A 21,621-nucleotide genomic window follows, 5' to 3' on the forward strand; every position below is an offset into this window, starting at 1 on the left:
TCTTATTCATTTAATCATCCTTATCCTTTTCGCTCTATCCTTATTACTCAGGAAAAAAGCCACCCTAAATAAAATTTAAGATGGCTTTGATTTTTTTTAAAGCGCCAAATCTATTGATTTTCTGAGGATCTCTTCGATTTCTTTAGCCATATCTATTAAGCCGGGCTCATCAAATAAACCAATCAGAGCTTCTGGTCGGGTCATGCCCATATAAGTCTGACCATTTTCTTCTCTAACAATCATTTTACATGGCAGGACATAGCCTACATGACTGTTTTTATCCAGCACTTCTTTTGCTTTTTTAGGGTTACATACTTCTAATACAACGTAGTTATTTTCAAAGTCCAACCCTTTTTCATTTAATTTATCTTTGAAATTCAGCTGCCACAAAACGCCAAACCCATTTTCCTTTAAGTGTTCAGTTAAAGATTCAATAGCCTCATTCAGTTCTTTGTCTGTCTTTTTTTCATATACGACGTTCATTATTATCCCCTCCTTGATTTTCAAGTTATTATTTTAATTACTCACTTAATTTTTTCAATTTATCTCTATACTCTTCCTCAGATATTTCTCCTCTGGCGTATCTTTCTTTTAAAATATCTATGGCGTGGTTCGACTGTGACGATCGATTGTTACTTGAGCGGTTCATTAATAATTTGGCGATAATTACTATAGCGCCGATAATGACTAGAAATTTCAATCCATCATATACCATAAACCACCAGCTGTTTTCATAGCCAAAATTCATCATGTTATCAAAACCGTTACCCCAATAGCCGTGCATCTAATCCCTCCTTATCTATTCAATGATTCTTTTTTGTTCCTGTATTCTTCTTCTTCAATTTCACCTTTGGCATAGCGTTCATTTAAAATGTCCAGTGCACTGTTCTGTTTTCTTGAAGTACTTGCTCCCCCCTGATTATCTTCCATGTATTTATAAATGAAATAACCAACTACAACGATCAATATGATTCCCATATAGTCTCCTCCTTTTCCTTCTTTGCTTACCTTAACTTTACTGCCAAGTTATGGAGATTTTATGGATTCACGAATATACCTGAATTCACTAGTGTTGCATAAAACTTAGAATAAATGATTTTTATACATTGTTACTTTAATCACAAGTGGTTTTCGTTAAATTTTCCAAAAAAGTCAATTGCTGGCGCAAGGGATGACTTTTTCCAGAAATTTTTAGGGTTATTCAGTTGTCGCTTAGTCTATTTGCACTTTCTTTCACTTAACCAGGTGCGAACGATGCTTTGAAACATTCAAACGGTTCATACTGTAACGCTCTGATTTGTCTCAAAATTGTGAAGAGGCTTGATTTCAACCTTAATTCAAGTTTCATCAGTAACGTCAATAAGTAGACTATCATCGCAAGAATCACCTGATTCTCTACACCTTGTTCAGACTGCGAATAGTACGTTTTAATGGTCAAATGTTGTTTGATATGCTTGAAAAACAACTCGATCTGCCATCTTGATTGATACATTTTTCCGATGTCCTCTGCTGAAAGATCCATTCGGTTCGTCAGGATACGCAGATGCAATCGATGCTTACGTTCAATCGTTATTAAGCGAAACAACCCCGTCAGGTAGGTCGATTTGCCCAGCTGAACCAATTGGTCACTGATAATCCCTGATTCATGAGACACTTCCAAGTGCGCTTGAACATGAACGGCTGTATTCTTTTTAATGCGGGAGACGAAAAAGTAGCCCTCCCAGTTCATTTGATCAAACTGAGTGAAATCCAGATACCCGCGATCAAAAACATAGGTCGCCCGTTTCTCGTTAATAAAGACGTTCAAGTGATCATGAAGGGAACGTCCAGAATAAAACAGACGATGGATTTCTGATGTACATCGATACCACGACATGTTTTAATCATCCCTTCCATGATGAAAACCTCCATCTATAAACTAGGAAACAGTCCGTCTTACAAACTACTGTAATTTCATTTCCACATTCACTGATGTATTTGGCTTACTGCAAAAGATAAGACGATCATCGATTTTTATGTTGAGGTTCGGCATAACCCATTAAAAAGTCGTACTAGAGTTTCTTGAGATCATTATAGAATAAAAAGGTTTTTCTATCCTGTTATAGTTTGAGAAGTAATCATAAAGTTTTATATGTTTTATATGTTGAAAGAGTTAACTTTTTTAATTTTTTAATGTAACCCTAGTAGTATAAACCATTAAATAGATTCTCCACCGTATTTGCATTTCGAATTTCCGTCTCAATCTCTTCTGAACAGACAGCATACGCTGTTCCTTTAATAGATATCCATGTTTTCATTTTTTACATTTCCTATCTGGTATGAGGTTTTGAACCCTTCGCTTACTGAATCAACCCAGATGTGAGAAATACTCCAAAAGTCGAATCATATTTGAAACAAAACCATATTCATTATCGTACCAGGCAACAGTTTTTACAAGCTGCCCATCATTTGCATCCATTACCTCGGTCAATGTTCCATCAAAGATCGAACCGTGAGTATCACCAATGATATCAGAAGACACTACTTCATCCTCGGTGTAGCCATAAAAATCACTTTCAGCACCTTTCATTACTCTGTTTATTTCATCCACTGTAACCTGCCGGCCGAGTACTGAATAAAGTTCTACAAAGCCTGCAGTAATAACAGGAACACGCGTTGAAGTCCCTGTTATGATTCCATCCACCTCTGGAATAACCTTGCCTACTGCGCTCGATGCACCAGTTGTTGTGGGAATAATATTTTGTGCGCCTGCTCGTTTCTTTCTACCTCCAGGGGCATCTTGAAGAGATTGCGATGCCGTGTATGCACGCGAACCGGTTATTAATCCTCTTTGAATACCGAACTCATCCACTAAAATTTTTGTCATCAAAGCTAGCGCATTTGTTGTACAATAAGCAGCAGAAACGATTCTATCATCCTTAGTCAGAGTACTCTCATTAACTCCATATACCCCAATTTTAGTAACTTCATCTTTAGGTGGAGCAGAAATCATTACCTTTTTAGCTCCGGCTTCCAAATGGGTCCGGGATTTATCTGCAGACGTATAAGAACCAGTACATTCCAATACAACATCTATATCCAACTGTCCCCATGGCAATTTGCTGGCATCGGTTTCTGCAAATGTCTGGACCTCTTTACCATCGATAAATATAGAGTCTCCATCAGTTTCTACAGTATATGGCAGAGGTCCCTGTGCTGTATCATATTTCAGCAGATAAGCCAACTCCTGCTTACTAACTAAATCGTTGATTGCAGTCACCTCTAACTCTGTACTGTTTAACTCTTGAATACGACGATAAGCAAGTCTGCCAACACGGCCAAACCCGTTAATTGCTACTTTTACTGTCATTACTAAAATAGCCTCCTTTGGATTGATTTGAAACCTGTATTAATTGCTTTCATTAAAATGGTCGAATAAATGAACTATCGATATATCGCCTTCGTTTAATTACTCTAAGGTAACTAGTTGTTTAGTCTTAATGTCATTGCATTAACGGCCACGATAACTGTAGACATTGACATTAATATTGCTGCTACCGCAGGTGTGATTGTGATACCTATCGGTGCCAGTATACCTGCCGCTATCGGAATAGCAAAGATATTGTAACCCGCACCCCAAATAAGATTTTGTTTCATTTTACTTGTTGTCTTAGTTGCCAGTTCTATAAATGCTTCAATATCTCCGGGATCGGATTGAGTTAAAATTACATCTGCAGAATCTATAGTTACCTGGGTTCCTGCTCCAATGGCTACACCGACATCTGCCATAGCAAGTGATGGAGCGTCATTAACACCGTCACCAACCATTATTACTGTTTTTCCCTAATTTTTCAGTGATGTAACTAAATCGTATTTGTCTTGTGGAGACTGGTTGGCTCTATATTCAATACCTAAAATTTCGGCCACTCCCTGAGCAACCTTTTCATTGTCTCCGGTAGCCATGATAGGTTTAATATTGTTATTCTTCAATACCTGAATCAATTCTTTACTTTTTCCTTTCAATTCATCACCTAAGGCTACCGTACCAATAGCTTCACCATCCTCAACCAACACACTTAATGTTGCCCCTTTTGGAATATCGATCGCTATTTCGTCGCCAAATGCTTTCTGACTAATCAACTTATATTTACGATTATTAGCATGACCTTCTACCCTAGCACCTTTTTTTCGAACTTCTATGCAAACCTGAATGCGCGTCTTGCCTTTGCGATAAACTGTATACATCATTAAAAGTGGAAATGAAATTTGACCTTTGTATTTTTAATAAAATAAATAGAACGGAGAGTTACAATGAAAAAAGAATCCAATCAACTGAGCTCACCCTCTGCTTTGGCCGGACTTTTCGGGCTTCTGCAGCCTTGATAGCCGTCGTTGCTGTCATTTATATCTTTGGCAAGAAAATCGACACCACAGACAACATCACAGAAAACGAATAACAGTTAATATAGCTTAGTCCTATAGTATAGTGTGAATGCCGATTCCCGGCTTTCTACACGTAGCTATGTGGACTAAGCATTTTATTTGCCTAAAATTAACCTGAGGTATACCATATTGATAAGAGAGGCACAAAGAAACAGGCGTGATCGTTTTCAGCGGGCATTAACCGGACCCAAAATTTGAATGGGAGACCAGCTGACGATCATGGAGCAGACCGAGTTATCATATTTATCTAAAGGAGGACGTCTATGAAGTGGAACGTGCATAGAGGCGACATCACAGAGTTGGAAGTCGACGCGATCGTCAACGCCGCTAATAAATCATTATTGGGTGGTGGAGGTGTTGACGGAGCCATCCACCGCGCGGCCGGACCGGAGTTGAAAGAGGCATGCAGAAAGCTGGGTGGTGCAGAGACCGGTGAAGCCAAACTGACCGAAGGCTTCGATCTGCCAGCTGATTACGTCATCCATGCGGTGGGCCCGGTTTATCGGGATGGTAAACACGGCGAAGCAGAAGAATTGGAAAATTGCTACCGGAACAGCATCGAAATCGCTAAGGAAAAAGGCATAAGTTCCATCGCTTTTCCGGCCATTAGTACCGGCATTTACGGCTACCCGCTTGAAGAAGCCAGTGAGATCGCCATCCGTACGGTTTATGAACTAATAAAGGACGATGACACGATCGATAAGGTCCTCTTCGTTGCCTTTGATGATAAGACAGAATCGGTATTAAGTGATAAATTAGAAAAAATACACAGAGAGGAAAATGACTAAATGAAAAATTATATACGCTTTGGAATTATGATATTGACTTCAACCGTCATCATGTACTTTTTAATGTACTTCAATATTCTTGAGATCGAACATTTCACGTACAGCGAGACACGTCTTTATATGACGCTGATCATGGGCTCGGTCATGGCGATCATCATGTTGCTCTTCATGTGGCATATGCACGACAATAAAAAGGTGAATGCAATGATCCTGGCAGGTGCCGCGGTCGTTTTCGGCGCAAATTTGTATCTGGTAAGAAGTCAGGCACTCGTGGACCAGGTTTCATGGATGAAAGCGATGATCCCGCACCACTCCATCGCCATCCTTACAAGTGAACGGGCAGAAATCACCAATCCGGAAGTTAGAAAACTAGCCGACGAGATCATCAAGGCACAGGAAGAAGAAATCGCTATAATGAATCAGTATATCGAAGAGCTGGAAGACGGAGACGAGGAAGAACTGCAACCTTTAGATGAATTAACAGGAAATTGAGATATTTGTATTGTAAGCGATGAATAGCTAGGTACCTGTGAGTCCTCGCGGCCTCCTGTTAAACTTGAGATATCTTAAGTACACAGGAGGTTTTATTTTGGAAAAGAATGAACAGTCTATCATACCGGTAACCCTGCATGACGATCAAACTGATCGCCAACACATTTCGAAGGTCCTTTCACAGAAGATGGTGGCACATTTAAAAAATAGTCAGACAGAACTACTTATATACGAGGGGATCAAACCCTCGACATTGAGAGTTCTCCTCGCGGAGATGCCATTCAATGAAACTCGTTGACTTTACTCAAGTAGAGAATATTTTTATTGTGTGTGGAAAGACGGATATGCGCCGTCAAATTGACGGATTAGCTGCGACGATTACAGAAGAATATGATATGGATGTTTATCATGAGGCCCTCTTTCTCTTCTGTGGTGGAAAGAAAGATCGGTTCAAAGCACTTTATTGGGAAGGCGACGGCTTCCTTCTCTTATACAAGCGTTTAGAGAATGGGAAATTGAATTGGCCGCGTAACCAGAACGAGATTCAAAAGTTAAGTGCGCAACAGCTGCGTTGGTTGCTTGAAGGATTATCTGTTAATCAAAATGTTTCTATAAAACCTGCGGTTAAAGGGAGTATAGCTTAAGAAATGAGAGAGAAATTGATAAAAAAATCAATGGCTCTCTCGTTTTCTTTTCCTGATTAGTGTAAAAGTTAAGTATTATTTATGTGAGGAGAAGCAGACATGTCTATCAAGAGTGAAAAACAGTTTGAAGTGATTATAGAAAAGTTGGACCAGCTGTTAGAAGAAAACAAACAACTGAAGACCCTACTCGCTCAGAAAGATGATGAGCTTTCCTTACAGAAAGAACAAATCGAATTTTTAACTCAGAAATTGTACGGCTCAAAGAAGGAAACATTGAAGGATGATCCTAACCAGGGCAACCTCTTCAACGATCGCCTTTTTAGCGAACCAGAGCAGACTGGTGACCAAAGCGACGAAGATGAAGTCATTATTACAACAAAACGTCGCCGCAAGAAACGTAAAGGATTAAAAGACCAGCAGTTGTCATCTCTTCCTACTGTTGACCACATTCATGAACTTGCATCTTGTACGTGTCCAACATGCAAGGAAGCAATGAAAGAAATCAGCACGCAACTTATTCGTCAGGAAGTTAAATTTATCCCGGCGAGAGTTGAAAACCACAGACATTTCCAGAAAACATATGCCTGCGCGAACTGTGAGAAAAGCGGAACGCGCACGCCGTTTGCGAAATCTGAAATCCCCAGACTTCCTTTAAATAACACAGTCGCTTCTGCGTCATCGATAGCGGAAACCATGTATCAAAAATTCGAGCAAAAAGTCCCGGGCTATCGCCAAGAGGCTTTTTGGAATCTGCTTGGCTATCCGATCCCTCGGCATACCATTGCGAACTGGCACATTAAAACGTCCCAGTATTATTTCGAAGCGCTGGTGGCTGTAATGCGACAAGAACTGTTGAACCAGAAGGTTCTACACGCTGACGAAACGACATTCAAAGTACTGAATGACAAAGACCGACAAAAGTCCTATATGTGGTTATTCAGTACCGGCAAATACAGCGAACGTGCCATACATATCTACAAGCTTGGTCCATCACGCATCGGCTCTGTCCCTAGAGATTTCTTAGAGGAGTACACTGGCTATCTACATAGTGATGGGTTCTCCGGGTACAACAATCTTCCAGGGATGACGATGATTGCCTGTCTGGCGCATATCAGACGGAAGTTCTATGACGGCCGTCTCGTGCTATCCAACAATCTAGCCGAACGTGGCATCAAGTCACTCGTTATGGGCAGAAAGAACTGGCTGTTTTCAAAATCTTTTGAGGGTGCTCATGCCGTTGCGACTATTTTGAGCCTCGTCGAGACGGCCAAATCCAACGGATTACATCCACGAAAATATCTGGACTACCTCTTAACTTACCTTCCAAATCGACAAAATACACCCTTGGAGGCTTATTTGCCATGGAATCCAAAGGTACAGATGGAATGTCGCTAGACATTCAGTATATTATACTCTTCGGACATTTCTCATTATAGAGGTGTCCGATTTTTATTTGTAGGTACTCAGCTATTCATCGCTTACTTTGTAATAAAGACTTCTCATCTTTAAAAAAAAATGAAAACCGATCCGGAGGGCAACGTTTACATCACGTCGCCCTCCGGATCGTTTTAAATATTACAGAAAGTATGAACTGTCAGGTTCAATTATCATTGTCGTTGAGGGTAGCGTCCTGGATATCGTTTGAAAAATCGATGATAAAGAAGGTAGAATAAATCTATGGATTATTCAAAGATAGCTACGATGAAAAAATTAGTTGAAGATCCCTACAGTGGTTTTATCAGCACACTCGAACATTACGTGCCTTGAGTAAACAGATACCTTCACAATAGCTCCTTCTCAACTACTAGTTGTTTATCGAACTGTTTGCAATAAAATGCGGTATTGCATACTTAAGAGGTAAGATAGAAATTTATTATCCGGCAACTTTAAATAGTTACTTTACAAGTTAGATAGATACATAAATTAATACGCCGGAAATCAGCACTCATTGAGTTCTTTTTATTCCAACAACTATTGTACGATGATCGTTAGATCTCGATCCTTAGGTGTTTTTAGTTCGACTTCTATGACCAGCATAAGATTAGTTACTCTTCCAACATCAGTATTTGATGTACAGTCGACGGCGTCAACCGTTATAGTATAAACTTCTTCTATTACTACAACCGCTTCCGGCATGCCTTGTCCTGTTCCACATCCAGAATAACTTCATTACCGTCTTTTTCTAATATATCTATCTTAACTTTTGAACCCGTTAGATTCGTATTACCTGTACATCCCATCAGTATAAACAGTATACTTTGTCCTAGAACTGTTTGTTTTTTAAACTACTTCCTTTTTCTATATCAGTTCAATCTTTTTATATTTTCTGACTTTCGGGAAGGACGACCGTAAAGGTAGTTCCTCTTCCTTCATCACTCTCAACTCTAATATCCCCTTGATGTGCATCTATAATGCTTTTTACAACTGCCAGACCGATTCCTTGACCCTGCAGTTTACTGTTCCGTGAAGGTTCTACTTGATAAAAGCGCTCAAAAATGTAGTCTAACTTATCTTCTGGTATCCCCTTCCCGTTATCCTGAATCATTATTATAATTTCATTCTTGATGCGTTTGGATATTAAACTGATTTCCCCACCTTCGGGTGTGAATTTAACTGCATTGGCTAATAGATTTGTTATCACCTGTTCCAGCTTATTTCTATCCGCTTCAATCATTTCCGACTGTGCTTTTAGATTTAGAGTCACCTGCTTTTCATTAACCTGCGGTTCAAATGAGATGGAGATATTAGATAGCAGTTCTTTGATATCAAACGTTTCGAGATTCAATTGCTTATTTGTGTTTTCTGTATCGTCCAGCTGATCAATCAGCTGGACTAAATGAGCGAGACGTATGACCTGACGATTCAGGCTATTTAGCCGTTCAGGCGTGACCTCCCAGACACCGTCCAGCATGGCCTCAACATTCCCCTGCAGCGTAGTCAAAGGCGTTCTCACCTCATGAGCCAGATCCGAAACCATCTGATTCCGAATTCTTTTCTGCTCGGCTAACCGAGCGGCTAGAACATTGACGCTCTGCTGCAGCTGGAAGAGCTCGCTGATTTTTTCATCTTTGGTTTCAGCTTCTCCAATATCCCGTCCTTGAGCGATTTGCTGTGTCCGTTCGCTGGTCGCTGCAATTGGCCTGCTCAAACGTCTGGATATGAGGTAGGCCATAACCCCGGCAATAACAAAAGTTAGCAGACCCATCAATGCAATCAAAATGATCAGATCTTCAATGAACTCTTCTTCTTCAGAAGTATAGTCCTGAAACCCCGGGTAAGTGATAAATGCTGTCCCGATATTATTCTCACCTGAAAACAAGTCTACTTCTTCTTCAAACCAGTCTTCCCCAGGCAGCACTTCAATCATTTGCATGCCCCGAATATGCTGTCCCATCGGGGAGGACTGACTGATTATTTCATTACCGTCTGCATCCACGATCCGCACAAACATATGCGAATGCATGGCATTCTGAATAGCGCCAGAAAGTATTTCCCGGTCCCACTGACTTTCACCGTCATATGCTGTTTCGATGGTTTCGATGACTGTTTCTCTTTCATTTATAAAACGGTCACTCAAGTAATCATTAAATCTGTTTTCAGTAAGTTGAAAGGTCAAAAAACTGAATAAAGAAATCATGAGTATACTTCCACTTAGAATATAAATGAATAAATGACTAAATAAGGTTCTCTTCATAATTCACTCCAAAACGGTAACCGCTGCCGTGTACAGTTTCAATATACATCGGTATTTTAGGGTCTCTCTCGATTTTTGCTCTCAAATTTTTTATATGGGAGTCGATCACTCTGTCCATTGCCGTGGCTTCCAGTCCTTTTACCTTTTCAAGCAATTGATCACGAGAAAAGACGTGACGCGGTTCTCTTGCCATGATCTCCAGAAGTTCAAATTCTGTGTGAGTTAATAACACATTGTCTCCATGCGCAACTACTTCCATTGTATTAGGGAAGATGACCAGATCACCTTTATTAAAAGTCAGTTTATCCTCATTATTGACTGTTTTCATCCTTCTCATTACTGTTACGATTCTGGCAAGCAGTTCTTTAGGACTAAAAGGCTTCGTGACGTAATCATCTGCCCCAAGTTTCAGTCCCTTGATAACGTCTGATTCATTCGATTTAGCGGTCAGCAAGATAATAGGTACATCCGACGATTCTCTAATTTTCTCGCAAATCTCCCAGCCAGTATAATCCGGCAGCATAATATCTAAGATGATAAAGTCAATGCTGTGATTATAAAATGTTTCAAATGCTTTTTCACCAGTAGATGCTATATAAACATCATGGCCGTCAGCATTTAAATAAGCCTGGACGATTTCCAGAATCGACTGCTCGTCATCAACAACTAATATGTTCATTCACCTGGTCCCCTTTATCCACTATTCATCAGAAAGAAATGTATCCGCAATACATTATACTGCACTGCTCTACTTCGATAAAAGTGCATCGATTTTTCGAAAGATTTCATCTGACGATGTTCCACTTATTCTAACTAATGTATCTCTTCTTTTGTAGTAATCTAAAATCGGTCGGGTCTCGTTTAAGAAAACTTCAAAACGCTGTTCGATTACCTTTTCGGTGTCGTCTGTTCTTCCACGATTTATAAGCCGCTCTTTTAAGATATCCTTTGGAACATCCAGATAGAATACTCTCTGTTTTGTCTGGGTTATATCCTCCAAAGCTAATGACTGGTTTAAATTGCGAGGATAACCATCTAAGACAACCGAGCATTTATGCTGATGTTTGCTTATTTTTTGTTTAATAAGTGCGGTGATTATTCTATCCGGCACTAATTTTCCTGAAGATACATAACTTAAGACTTGTTTTCCAATTGCCGTCTCCTGTTTCATTTCGTTACGCAATATTTCCCCCGAGGATACAATGGGAAATTCATACTTGTTTTGAATGCGTTCTGCCACTGTCCCTTTACCCGATCCCGGGGCGCCAACTAAAATAATAATCATATCGAACTCCTTTTGTAAACTTATTATACATTGAATATTCCTGCAATAGAATCACCAGTAGTTTAATTTTTTACCGTAATACCGAAATCTCTTTGGATTTTATGATAATAGATTTAAAAAGAGCCGATATTTTTCATCAACTCTTTTTCCGTCTGCTTCTCTATAATTCAGCTACATATTCTATCAAACGAACAAGATTGGAAACAAAACCATACTTAATGTCATACCATGAAACTGTTTTAATAAGTTGAGTATCTTTATTTTTTATAATATCCGTTAACGTGGCGTCAAATATTCCTCCTGCAGAAGTACCAATAACGTCCGAAGATACAATCGGTTTTCAGAATATTCGAATGAAGAATCGGTGGCTTCGTTCATTGCTTTATTCACTTCTTCAATCATCACTTTCTTTTTAAGAGTAGTATAAAACTCCACTATTGCAGCATCAGGAAATGGCACTCGAGTTGCTGATCCATCGACACTGTTTTCTATAGAAGGAATGAACTACCCGACCGCCTTGGCCGCCCCGGTAGAAGTAGGGATAGCCTTCATGGCTCCCGCTCTACCCCGACGCATAACCGAAGAGTTGGGGCTATCGTGTAATGACTGCGAAGATGTGTATGCCTTAACCACCGTCATATAACCGGTTTCGATTCCAACTTTATCATTCAGAACTTTTGCAACAGGTGCCAAATCATTTGTTGTGCACGAACCGGAAGAAAGGATTTTGTTGTCTTATGTAATGATATCCTCATTAACTCCAAAAACAATGATCTTCGTTTCCTCATCAGCCGGAGTCGTAAGTATAACTTTTTTCGCACCAGCTTTGATGTGTTCCTGCGAATTTTCAGCCGTTGCATTCACTCCCGTCGCTTCTATTACTATGTCAACCCCTAAATCTTCCTACAGTAAATTCCCTTCTTCTGATTCCTGATAGTAGTTGATTTCATGCCCATTTTATAACCAAAGTATTCTCCCGAACCTGGACATCATGCTTTAAACGTCCGTATGTTGTGTCAAATTCCATCAGTTAATCTAAGTTTTCAATATCACTTAAATCATTAACAGCCACAACCTTCAAATCTGAATCTGTATCTAATAATCTTCTCAGTACTGTTCTTCCAACGCGTCCGAATCCATTGATTGCGATTTTTGTAGACATTTTAATTCCTCCAGTTTCTTATTATTTTAATCTATCTCGAATATTATGTTATTTGCAAACATCTCCTACTCAAAGACTACCTGTTTTCCTAACTCTTTCTATTTCGACAATAGACTTTTGTCTCTCGTTTTTCTCTTTGTCAAAACGTAGCCAGTTATCAGTAAGATTTCAACCAATCCAAAAGCTAACAAAAAACTATGCATAAAGAACTCAGCCGGTAAAACCAGAATTATGGGATCTGTAGTAGGATTGAATAACCACGCATCATTGTTGAAAAATGACTGATGAAATAATAGAAATAAGCTATCAAAGCTAATCAGAATACCCAATATAACTGTTAAAGATAGAAAAATCCCATTTTTAAAATATATAAGCAAACTTTTGTATAAATTTCTACTTTTTATATACCTCATAAAAAAATACGTCCCTGATCCCGCAGCAGCAAGAATAAGGTAATTAAACATGAATAATCTTTTCACTTCATAGAAATGAAACAGTCCCCTTTCGGAACTTGGAAAATCAGGCATTGCCAAATCTGTTATCCAAGGTATATTCAAGTAATCCAATAGTATTCGATAATTTAATATAATTTGTTCCTTAGATATATTTACATAATCTGTGATGTTCAAATAATCAATATCAAACATATATAAAGGAGTAAAATTAATTGTAAAAGCTATTGATACGGACATAATGAATAGCGAAAGCATGATATATCCTAATGCTTTTATAACTCTTTGCCTCAACACGATGCTCCTCACCTTTCCTTATGTCCAACTCTAGATTTCAGCTCATGTAATTCTTCTTTTAACTTTCTGTTTTTTTCTTCTAGTATTTCTTTTTCTAATAAGCTATTATCAGCATCACTAACTTTTTTGTGAGAATGGCCCCCGTGCATACCAGGCATCAAATACATCATAAGCAAGTGACCAATAATCATAACAATGATAAATAGTATTGTTTCCATTCATTCTTCTCCTTTGTTATCGACTGTATATAAAATGGATTCCGTAATAGAATACTACTGATACAATAAAGCCTAACGCTATAATTCCATAGACCATTGCATTTTTCAATGTACCCGCTTCGCTGGTATATTCAATTTGATCATTATGCTTGTTTCGCATGAACATTAATAACAGCAAGCCTAAAACAATAATCAGCAAACTTATTACATGAGCAATACTCAATGACCCGATGACCAGCGGATTTGATCTGAAGAACTCTACAATAAATCTGTTGAAAGCAAAACCGATGACATATATGAAGAATAATTCGCCGTCAAATTGGGCTGTTTGTCTTCTTCTCCATATAATCAGAAACAATATATAGTTTAACGCTACTTCATAGAGCTGGGCCGGGTGCAGCAGTTCGCCACCTACCATGACTCCCCATGGCCAGTTTCTGCTCATCGGCACACCGAAAACGTCACAGCCGACACGGCCTATCGCCTGACCTAATATAACCCCTGGAACGATTGCATCTGCTGTTTTCCAGACAGCCATTTTCTTCTTTTTCATAAACCAGAATGCAAACGATCCGGCAACCAGAATGGCTCCTTGAATAGATAAGCCACCCTGAGTGATCCTGAACACAGCCATTGGATTTTCCATGTAATAAACTGGATCAAAAAATACTATGTATCCCAATCTCGCACCTAATATCCCAAATACAACGGTATACAGGCCTAAATCCATCAGCTTGTCTTTATCCAGCCGTTTACGTTCTCCTTCTTTTTGAATGAGCAATAATCCAATAATCATACCCAGGGCACTGGTCACGCCCAATAAAGAAATACTAAAATGTCCGATACTGAACAATTCTATCATATAAACATTCTCCTATTCTATTTAAAAGAAACGAATACAACAGGATGAGTCATCGATCCTTGTTGTATTCACACTTAACTTTTTCTATACTAATTGGAATTAAGGAAATTTAATCTCTCCATAAATTCTCTTCCTTCGTTATTGTCTAACTCCCGCTCATTCCAATCCATCATCCCTCGATTAAAGTTAAATGAACGGTGCATCTCGCCCATCCAGTCAAACATGCCATTAAAGGAGAAGTCGTTAAATCCTCTCATATGATTTCTCATATCACCAAAAAACGACTCACGATCATCTGAGCTATCATCTATATTTTCATCTCTAAATTCCCACATTCTATTGTGCCAGTCATTCCAGCTGTCGGTTTCATCATCTTCACTTTGGTCAGTGTTATTTTCAACGTCATCCTCGTCTGGACTGCTGTTCTCTCTATTTCGATAAGAGCCTCCATGCATGGTTTCCATATGTCCCCACATCGTCTCGTCATCCTCGTTTCGATCCGTATTTTGTGACTGCTCCTGATTCCCATGCGCTGAAACATTGATCTGTTCATTGCTATATAGATTAACTCCAGCCAGTCCTCCAATAGCCAATAAACTTGCGATATATTTTCTTCCTTTTTTCATTTTCTCCACCTCCTCTTATTCTGTACTTTTAGTATAAATAAGAATTATGGAGAAAAAATGGAGATAGCATTTTTTATAATTTTTTGTTTGCTAATTAGTAATTTGCTCAAAAAAAAGACGTCAGCGACTGTTCATCCACTGACGTCATAATTTTACACTGACACGTACTAAATTTTGAAATTACTAATTGATATAGTTCATCGGATCAACGGTTTCTCCATTTTTAATGATTTGAAAGTCTAAATGAACGCCCGTAGAAGTCCCAGTTGTTCCCATAATACCAACTTGCTGTCCTTGAGACACTTCTTGTCCCACTGACACAGAAAGATTCGGTTGCATATGTGAGTAAACAGACTGATAGCCATCTCCATGATCGATTTTTACATAATAACCTAAACCACTGTTGTAAGTCGCAGTGACTACTTTTCCGGATCGAGCCGCTATAATGGGTCCACTCCCCGCAATATCTACCCCTTTATGAAATCTCTGACCACCATAAACAGGGTGTGTTCGCCAGCCATAGGGTGACGATATTCTCCCTCTAGCGGGTCTTGTCCATCCATTACTTGTTGGAGCGACATTCGATGAAGCCTCAGTCGAACTTGCATTATTTGAAGATATTGTAACTTGAGAGTTATTATTTTTTTCTTTTTGTGCCGTTGCCTCTGCCTTGGCTTTTGCAGCTGCTTCTTGTTTTGCTCGCTCTTCCTCTAATATCCGCTGTTTTTCAACTTTCATTTCTTCAGTTAACGTGCTAGTCCGTTCAGCTATGATCGATTGTTCATTGATGAATGACTCTCTTTCTTTATCTGTCATTTCATACTGTGCTGCGATCTGAATGATCTTGTCATCCAAGGCTCCACGCTGATTGACCAGATTACTGCGACTGACTTCAAGCTGAACCATTACATTTTCCACTTCTTCCTGTTCACGTTTTACTTGTGCTTCCGTTTCTTCCAGTGTCTTCTGGTCAGCAATCTGAGCTGCCATGATATCCTGGTTAGCAGAAACCAATTTGTTTACGACCCCGATACGTCCGACTAAGTCAGTCAAGCTCTCTGCTGACATTAATAAATCGACGATATCAGAAGGATTAGCATTAGTCTGAACTGAACGTGCCTGTGATTCTAATTGTTCATTACGCTTATCGATTTGTTCTTGTAATCGAGCAATTTCAACTTTCAATTGTTCGATTTCTTCTTTAATGTGGTCAATTTCCTTTTCCTGTTCGCTGATTTCAATAATCAGGTCATCAATATCAGCTTGAAGTACTGCAACCTCTTCTTCCAGTTGGATTTTTTCATTTTCAAGTGCTTGCATTTTTTCTTCACGGTTCTGGATCTCATTACCTACTTTTTGTGATTCACTTTCCAGTTCCTGCTGCTGAATTTCCAGTTCTTCTAATTTTTGAGAGGCTTCAACCTCTATCGGCTGCATTAAAGGTCCTGCGAGAATTACTGATGCTATAAATGTTAAAATGTGTTTTTTTTCACGATATGTAGCTCCTTGTCCTTTGATATCTGTTTAGGTTGATAGTACATTTTTATATTTTCTTTACGGCTAAGTGATTTCTACTTTTTTCTTTGTCAAAAAATAGTATAGCATAAACACTGCCAAAGTTATGTTTTATTTGTATGACATATTTAACTTATATTACAAAATAACTTTATTATCATCATAATCCAAGATATGTGTGGTGTACATGCAAAAGTAGCACGTGATTAGTTATCTGATATAACCAAATATAAAGAAGCCACTAAGTATTGCTTGTGGCTTCATTTCTAATTTAACCTTTAATACATGCTGTCCATACCTTTGAAATTATTAGTTTGAGAGGATCCGCCAGTTCCATGCATTTCTTTGTAATGTTCTCTTAGCTGCTGATTAGTTAACTCAGGATGCATTTCACTCATATGCATTTTTATTTGGCCGAAGTTGATTATTCCCTCTTCCATTAAAGTTTCCATATCCTCAGAGTCTTCTGCGTCCATCACGTCTGACATATAGTGATGATCGATACTGTTCTCTGCACCAACGGTCTCCTGGTTCGTCGTATCTTCTTCAGCAAAACCTGACATACTCAGTCCACCTGATAAAGCTAAAACTCCTGCTAGCATTCCACTGATCAAATTCATTTGTCCCATAATGCTTAATTTGCTGCTTTGGACAGTTTGGTCTCATCCTTATAATAGGGTACTGGCGGATAGGTATAGTACCTGCGATACATCAAAACACCCATTGCTGCTACGAACAAAACGAGGGACAAGCCTTGTGAAACTCGTAAGAAATCGCTTATCCATAAGCTGTCTGTCCGCATGCCTTCAATAAAAAACCTTCCTGCTGAATACCAAATGACATAGCTGAGCGCCACTTCTCCTTGGCGAAGGAATTGATTTTTGTTCCGCAAAAGGAGCAACAAGGCGAAACCAACTAAACTCCATAAAGACTCATAAAGAAAAGTGGGATGGTAATAGGTTCCGTTGATGTTCATTTGGTTAATGATGAATTCCGGTAAGTACAAGTTTTCTAAAAATTGTCGGGTGACTGGACCGCCATGTGCCTCTTGATTGATGAAATTTCCCCAGCGACCAATCGATTGAGCTAGGAGGACACTAGGTGCCAGTATGTCTAGTAAAAGAGTTAGCGTCATTCTCTTTCTTCTTGCAAACCAGTATACTGCGAGACCACCCGCAATTAGCCCCCCATAAATGGCAATTCCACCATTCCAGATTGCGATGATTTCACCCGGATTCTGTATATAGTAGTCCCATTTGAATAAAACGTAATAAAGTCGGGCACCGATAAAGCCAATTGGTATGGCCCATAATGCCATATCTACCATGGTATCTTCTTCAAGTCCCAGTTTTTGAGCTTCCTTTGTAGCTAATGAAATGCCGATCAGCATCGCTAGAGCAATAATAATTCCGTACCAATTAATTTTTATCGGGCCAATTGAAATAGCAACTGGATCGATTACACTAAGTAAAACATTCATTCTTCAATCCCCTTCATAGCTTACATTAGTTAATTGTTTTAAATCACATAATTTAAGTTCAATTTGTGTAGTTATTTGTTTACAGACAATAAACCCTCATTTATATTGTCAAACACATTGTCAAAATCCCCTTCACCATTGATAACGTAAAGCAGATTTCGCTCCTTGTAGAAGTGAATAAGTGATTCCATTAATTCCTTATTAATGTGTAGCCTATTTTCAATCACTTCTGGTTTGTCATCCAGTCGAATTTTTTCACTTTTTGCTTCGATTTGGGAATTTCCTTGTTTTTCTTTTGAACGAAGATTCCCTCGTTGCGCTAACCGATGACTTAACGTATCCTGACTTACATCTAAAAAGAAAACAGCGTCTAAATTCTGATTCTGACTTTGTAGGTAAGCTTCGAGCACTTTTGCTTGCTGTAGGGTACGTGGGTAACCATCGAGAACAAAGCCATTTTCAACATCTTTTGCTTGTAAGCGACTCTTAACCAATGAGTTTATCCACTCATCTGGAACTAGCTCTCCTTTATTCATATATTCTTGCACTCTGAGTCCGAATGTATCTTTCTCCGTGGCTGCTTCTCGTAACATTTCACCAGTTGAAATAGCCGTCAGGTGGTACTTCTCTGCGATTCTTTTAGCTTGAGTGCCTTTCCCAGCACCGGGTAACCCTAAAAGGACCAGCCTCATAATTTTTCCTCCTTATAAACTAAAAAAGGAAGAGATGATTTTTTAAATTATTCCATCTCTTCCTTTCCTGTGAAACTATTGTATTTTTACACGTTAAGGTGATTCAATTATTCGACATGTTAATCGACACTTGATTTAGGATCTAACCTTAGGAACAAAGCGTTGATTGCGACAACAACCGTTGACACCGACATAAGAACTGCTCCAATCGCTGGACTTAATGTGATACCAATTGGTGCTAGTATTCCTGCAGCTATTGGGATCGCGATAAAGTTATACCCTGCTCCCCAAACAAGATTTTCTTTCATCTTACGTGTGGTCTTCTGAGCCAACTCGATAAAGGATTCAATGTCGCCAGGGTCTGACTGTGTCAAGATGACATCGGCTGAATCCAATGCTACTTGAGTTCCGGCACCAACAGCTATACCAACGTCTGCTAATGCAAGAGAAGGTGCATCGTTGACCCCGTCACCGACCATGATAACTTTCTTTCCTTCTGCTTTAAGTTTTTCAACTAATTCATATTTGTCTTGAGGAGATTGACTAGCTCGATAATCAATACCTAAAATTTCTGCAGCTCCTTGAGCCGCTTTTTCATTGTCACCCGTTGCCATAATCGGCTGAATCTTGTTCTTTTTAAGGGCTTGTATTAAGTCTTTACTTGTTGGTTTTAATTCATCCCCTAAAGCTACAGCACCGATTGCTTCGTCGTTTTCTACTAAGACACTGAGGGTTGCTCCTTTTGGAATATCCATATCCAGATTACGTCCATATGCTTTTTGACTGATTAATTGATAACGATGTCCGTTAGCTTGACCTTCTACACCAGCGCCAGAAATAACATCAATCGAATCAAAACTTACTGGACGTATCCCTTGCTGTTCTGCGTAACTAATAATTGACTGAGCGATAGGGTGACTAGATCCGCCTTCGATACCTGCCAATAAGGCAACAATTTCATCTTTCGTATATTTATCATTAAAGAGTTCAACATCTGATACTTTAAACTCACCAGTTGTTAAAGTTCCCGTTTTATCTAAAACCATAACATCTGCGTTTGTAGTCAACTCTAAAGCGTCCCGGTCTTTCACTAATAATCCCCGACTGGCCCCTAAGCTGGTACTACGAGCAGTCACCAATGGAATAGCCAGACCCAGGGCATGCGGACAAGCAATAACTAATGTGGTGACTGTAAAAATAACTGCCGTTGGTACATCAGCTATAACCATCCATAGGACAAGGGCAATAAGCGCTACAATAACCGCAATATAAAAGAGCCATGCTGCAACTTTGTGTGCAAGATTTTCTGCTCGAGATGGTTGGCTTTGAGCTTGACTGATTAATGCCTGAACCTGAGAAATGAAGGACTTATCGCCCGTCTGCTTTATTTCCACATAGAGGACTCCGGCACCATTGGTTGATCCACCGATGACCTCATCTCCGGGATTTTTTTCAATTGGTTTCGATTCCCCGGTCACAAGCGCTTCGTTTACACGTGATTCGCCGCGCTGAATGGTTCCATCTGCTGGAACATTTTCTCCAGCCTGAACACGAATCAAATCGCCTACTTGCAAGTCAGCAACTGGACGTGTTTCAATTGAATCGTCTTCCAATACAACGTGAGCATCTTTCGGTACCAATTCAGCTAATGCTTTTTGTGCATCTCCGGCTTCTCCAACAGCTTTCATCTCAATCCAGTGACCTAACAACATGATTAATACTAATGAAGAAAATTCAAAGAAAAAGTCCATCACATGTTCACCAGTCACATATCCAGCAATGACTGCATAAACACTGTAAAAGTAGGAAACCGAGATACCAAGAGTGACAAGAGCCATCATTCCAGGAGCTTTTTCTTTAAACTCATCCACTGCTCCCATATAGAAAGGTTTACCGCCATAAATGTACAAAATCGTAGAAAGAAGAACCACGAGTATATCAGAATACTGAAATGTAAACTGAAATGGTAGTTGGACCCCAAACATAGGGGATAATAACATAATAATGATTCCTAATGGGAGTGACTTCAAGAAAATCTCCTTAAAGCTACCGTGATGGTGATGCTCGTGCCCGCCATGCCCACTGTGGTCATGACCAGCATGATGATCGTGGTGCCCCCCGTGAGCCCCTTCTTCTACCTGTTCTTCATGATAAGCGTGACCAACATGTTCGTCATGTTGATGATTATGGTCTCCGTGATGTTCCATTTCACTATGGTTGTGTTTTGAGTGATCCATGTCGCCGTGATTATGATGACTATGTGACGAATGTTTTTTGTTATTACTCATTTTTAATTCCTCCTTATTAGATTAGAGACTGATTTTAAAGTTTTAGAACCCTCTCATCTAACACTGCATATAATTCTCATGAAAAGGGTTCTATACTTTATCTATATCTATTATCTATGAATAAATGGTATTCGTACTTTATGCACTTAATACTGAATAGTTAGTTTCTGCTAAAGCAGCATTGAGCGTTTCGGTATCAATCTCTGTTTGACTTTCAAGTACTGCTTTTTTAGTCGCTAAATCAACCTCTACAGATTCAACCCCTTCAATAGCTGAAAATTTTTCTTGCACTGTATTGGCACAACCTGCACATTTTACGCCATCTAATAAGACTTCTTTTTTCATCATTCATTCTCCTTTTTCTTTTAATTTTTTTATCTTCTTCAAATCGAAGAAGGTCAAAAATAAATCCAATAAATAATTAACCGGTCGGAAAGTCAAAGTGGATTTCTCTACAACAGTGACAGTGAGCCGCTTCAATGATTCCCTTTAACAACAGAGGCACGTCCATCAGCGAAGAAAGGAAACTTTTTCGCGTGACATTCTTACTTATATGGACGAAAATCATTTTTTTGTGTATTCCGCTAAATACTTTTTCAACGGTCGATTTGGCCATAAACTCCTCTTCTATTGCTTCGGCGCACTTAACACAACCAATCCCTTCAATAATCAACCCCGGTCTCATCTTTGTCCTCCTTTAACAT

At 39.2% G+C, this 21,621-nt stretch carries 26 protein-coding genes and 2 pseudogenes; 4 read left to right on the top strand and 24 right to left on the bottom strand.

What is annotated here, in order from left to right; translation table 11 throughout:
* Positions 1–96: 96 nt before the first annotated feature.
* The 6 genes and pseudogenes from BKP56_RS12960 to BKP56_RS12985 all read right to left on the bottom strand — a co-directional run.
* Entirely contained in the window at positions 97–483 is a 387-nt protein-coding gene (locus BKP56_RS12960) for a DUF302 domain-containing protein (protein WP_072695667.1), read from the bottom strand.
* A gap of 37 nt (positions 484–520) precedes the next feature.
* Positions 521–784 carry an SHOCT domain-containing protein gene (locus tag BKP56_RS12965; RefSeq protein WP_072695669.1) on the bottom strand — a complete coding sequence of 88 codons (264 nt, stop codon included), beginning with the start codon at positions 782–784 and terminating at the stop codon, positions 521–523.
* Between the two features lie 11 nt (positions 785–795).
* The gene (locus tag BKP56_RS12970; protein WP_072695671.1) at positions 796–978 is read right to left on the bottom strand and encodes an SHOCT domain-containing protein; all 183 of its coding nucleotides are present in this window, start codon (positions 976–978) and stop codon (positions 796–798) included.
* A 259-nt stretch (positions 979–1,237) separates the two neighbouring features.
* Positions 1,238–1,876, bottom strand: a complete 639-nt coding sequence (locus BKP56_RS12975; protein ID WP_072695673.1) for an IS4 family transposase — start codon at positions 1,874–1,876, stop codon at positions 1,238–1,240.
* Between the two features lie 471 nt (positions 1,877–2,347).
* On the bottom strand, positions 2,348–3,349 hold the full coding sequence (locus tag BKP56_RS12980; protein ID WP_072695675.1) for a type I glyceraldehyde-3-phosphate dehydrogenase: 1,002 nt from the start codon (positions 3,347–3,349) through the stop codon (positions 2,348–2,350).
* Positions 3,350–3,462: 113 nt separating this feature from the next.
* A pseudogene (locus BKP56_RS12985) lies at positions 3,463–4,161 on the bottom strand (HAD-IC family P-type ATPase); the annotation flags it as partial.
* A gap of 524 nt (positions 4,162–4,685) precedes the next feature.
* On the opposite strand from BKP56_RS12985, the gene BKP56_RS12990 reads away from it, so the two are divergent.
* The 4 genes from BKP56_RS12990 to tnpC all read left to right on the top strand — a co-directional run bounded on the left by BKP56_RS12990 (position 4,686) and on the right by tnpC (position 7,741).
* Complete coding sequence (locus tag BKP56_RS12990) at positions 4,686–5,210, top strand: O-acetyl-ADP-ribose deacetylase (RefSeq protein WP_072695677.1); 525 nt, start codon at positions 4,686–4,688, stop codon at positions 5,208–5,210.
* A complete protein-coding gene (locus tag BKP56_RS12995; RefSeq protein WP_072695679.1) occupies positions 5,211–5,702 on the top strand; it encodes a DUF305 domain-containing protein in 492 nt (163 codons plus the stop codon).
* Positions 5,703–5,986: 284 nt separating this feature from the next.
* The gene (tnpB, locus tag BKP56_RS13005; RefSeq protein ID WP_072695683.1) at positions 5,987–6,346 is read left to right on the top strand and encodes an IS66 family insertion sequence element accessory protein TnpB; all 360 of its coding nucleotides are present in this window, start codon (positions 5,987–5,989) and stop codon (positions 6,344–6,346) included.
* 99 nt (positions 6,347–6,445) lie between these two features.
* Positions 6,446–7,741, top strand: coding sequence for an IS66 family transposase (tnpC, locus tag BKP56_RS13010; protein WP_072695685.1), 1,296 nt, complete (start codon positions 6,446–6,448; stop codon positions 7,739–7,741).
* 576 nt (positions 7,742–8,317) lie between these two features.
* Here the strand turns inward: tnpC and BKP56_RS13820 are convergent.
* The 18 genes and pseudogenes from BKP56_RS13820 to BKP56_RS13085 form a co-directional block, all read right to left on the bottom strand.
* Positions 8,318–8,482 (bottom strand): hypothetical protein, encoded by a 165-nt coding sequence (locus BKP56_RS13820; protein WP_156849256.1) that lies wholly within the window; start codon positions 8,480–8,482, stop codon positions 8,318–8,320.
* 181 nt (positions 8,483–8,663) lie between these two features.
* On the bottom strand, positions 8,664–9,962 hold the full coding sequence (locus BKP56_RS13015; protein WP_198033955.1) for a sensor histidine kinase: 1,299 nt from the start codon (positions 9,960–9,962) through the stop codon (positions 8,664–8,666).
* A 58-nt stretch (positions 9,963–10,020) separates the two neighbouring features.
* The gene (locus tag BKP56_RS13020) at positions 10,021–10,719 is read right to left on the bottom strand and encodes a response regulator transcription factor (protein ID WP_072695689.1); all 699 of its coding nucleotides are present in this window, start codon (positions 10,717–10,719) and stop codon (positions 10,021–10,023) included.
* 69 nt (positions 10,720–10,788) lie between these two features.
* On the bottom strand, positions 10,789–11,325 hold the full coding sequence (locus BKP56_RS13025; protein WP_072695691.1) for an adenylate kinase family protein: 537 nt from the start codon (positions 11,323–11,325) through the stop codon (positions 10,789–10,791).
* Between the two features lie 276 nt (positions 11,326–11,601).
* Positions 11,602–11,964, bottom strand: a pseudogene (locus BKP56_RS14060) (hypothetical protein).
* A 96-nt stretch (positions 11,965–12,060) separates the two neighbouring features.
* On the bottom strand, positions 12,061–12,189 hold the full coding sequence (locus BKP56_RS14155; protein WP_257786579.1) for a hypothetical protein: 129 nt from the start codon (positions 12,187–12,189) through the stop codon (positions 12,061–12,063).
* A 166-nt stretch (positions 12,190–12,355) separates the two neighbouring features.
* Positions 12,356–12,487 carry a glyceraldehyde 3-phosphate dehydrogenase NAD-binding domain-containing protein gene (locus BKP56_RS14065; RefSeq protein ID WP_232226895.1) on the bottom strand — a complete coding sequence of 44 codons (132 nt, stop codon included), beginning with the start codon at positions 12,485–12,487 and terminating at the stop codon, positions 12,356–12,358.
* Positions 12,488–12,585: 98 nt separating this feature from the next.
* Entirely contained in the window at positions 12,586–13,179 is a 594-nt protein-coding gene (locus tag BKP56_RS13035) for a TIGR01906 family membrane protein (RefSeq protein WP_442914834.1), read from the bottom strand.
* Between the two features lie 65 nt (positions 13,180–13,244).
* Complete coding sequence (locus tag BKP56_RS13040) at positions 13,245–13,454, bottom strand: adhesion protein (RefSeq protein WP_072695693.1); 210 nt, start codon at positions 13,452–13,454, stop codon at positions 13,245–13,247.
* Between the two features lie 16 nt (positions 13,455–13,470).
* Positions 13,471–14,316 carry a prolipoprotein diacylglyceryl transferase gene (gene lgt / locus BKP56_RS13045; RefSeq protein WP_072695695.1) on the bottom strand — a complete coding sequence of 282 codons (846 nt, stop codon included), beginning with the start codon at positions 14,314–14,316 and terminating at the stop codon, positions 13,471–13,473.
* An 89-nt stretch (positions 14,317–14,405) separates the two neighbouring features.
* The gene (locus BKP56_RS13050) at positions 14,406–14,942 is read right to left on the bottom strand and encodes a hypothetical protein (RefSeq protein ID WP_072695697.1); all 537 of its coding nucleotides are present in this window, start codon (positions 14,940–14,942) and stop codon (positions 14,406–14,408) included.
* Between the two features lie 183 nt (positions 14,943–15,125).
* Positions 15,126–16,379: a murein hydrolase activator EnvC family protein gene (locus BKP56_RS13055; RefSeq protein WP_072695699.1), complete on the bottom strand. Its 1,254-nt coding sequence runs from the start codon at positions 16,377–16,379 to the stop codon at positions 15,126–15,128.
* Positions 16,380–16,735: 356 nt separating this feature from the next.
* On the bottom strand, positions 16,736–17,086 hold the full coding sequence (locus tag BKP56_RS13060) for a hypothetical protein (RefSeq protein ID WP_083540588.1): 351 nt from the start codon (positions 17,084–17,086) through the stop codon (positions 16,736–16,738).
* Between the two features lie 5 nt (positions 17,087–17,091).
* Positions 17,092–17,937 carry a prolipoprotein diacylglyceryl transferase gene (gene lgt / locus BKP56_RS13065; RefSeq protein WP_072695701.1) on the bottom strand — a complete coding sequence of 282 codons (846 nt, stop codon included), beginning with the start codon at positions 17,935–17,937 and terminating at the stop codon, positions 17,092–17,094.
* A 71-nt stretch (positions 17,938–18,008) separates the two neighbouring features.
* Positions 18,009–18,629, bottom strand: coding sequence for an adenylate kinase (locus BKP56_RS13070; protein ID WP_072695703.1), 621 nt, complete (start codon positions 18,627–18,629; stop codon positions 18,009–18,011).
* 119 nt (positions 18,630–18,748) lie between these two features.
* A complete protein-coding gene (locus BKP56_RS13075; protein ID WP_072695705.1) occupies positions 18,749–20,917 on the bottom strand; it encodes a heavy metal translocating P-type ATPase in 2,169 nt (722 codons plus the stop codon).
* 138 nt (positions 20,918–21,055) lie between these two features.
* Positions 21,056–21,262: a copper chaperone TcrZ gene (gene tcrZ, locus BKP56_RS13080; RefSeq protein ID WP_062532177.1), complete on the bottom strand. Its 207-nt coding sequence runs from the start codon at positions 21,260–21,262 to the stop codon at positions 21,056–21,058.
* A 76-nt stretch (positions 21,263–21,338) separates the two neighbouring features.
* The gene (locus tag BKP56_RS13085) at positions 21,339–21,602 is read right to left on the bottom strand and encodes a hypothetical protein (protein ID WP_072695707.1); all 264 of its coding nucleotides are present in this window, start codon (positions 21,600–21,602) and stop codon (positions 21,339–21,341) included.
* Between the last annotated feature and the right edge of the window lie 19 nt (positions 21,603–21,621).

Source organism: Marinilactibacillus sp. 15R, from assembly GCF_001895285.1.
Taxonomy (GTDB): domain Bacteria; phylum Bacillota; class Bacilli; order Lactobacillales; family Carnobacteriaceae_A; genus Marinilactibacillus; species Marinilactibacillus piezotolerans.